Below are 261 nucleotides of genomic sequence, written 5' to 3'. Positions count from 1 at the left end.
GATGCCATTATTCTGTCGGAAAGCGTGCATACCGAACGGGCGCGAAAAATGCTCGATACCGCCGGGGTGCCTGTGGTGGAAATCATGGATTCGGTTTCGCCAGCCATCGCTCAGGCGGTGGGGTTTGATAATCAGGCCGCCGCTGAGGCGATGACAGAGCAGATGATCGCCCGTGGTCGCCGCCACATTGTTTACTTTGCTGCCCGTATGGATGCCCGGACCCACTTGCGGTTTACCGGTTATCAGCAGGTGATGAAGAAA

1 pseudogene is annotated in these 261 nt (G+C 56.7%); it reads left to right on the top strand.

The features are described from left to right. Nucleotides 1-261, top strand: a pseudogene (locus tag ACYP03_RS26730) (transcriptional regulator); the annotation flags it as partial.

It is taken from the genome of Photobacterium sp. R1 (assembly GCF_054600795.1).
Note: the sequence above shows the minus strand (reverse complement) of the source record. Positions and strands in the feature narration are given on the sequence as shown.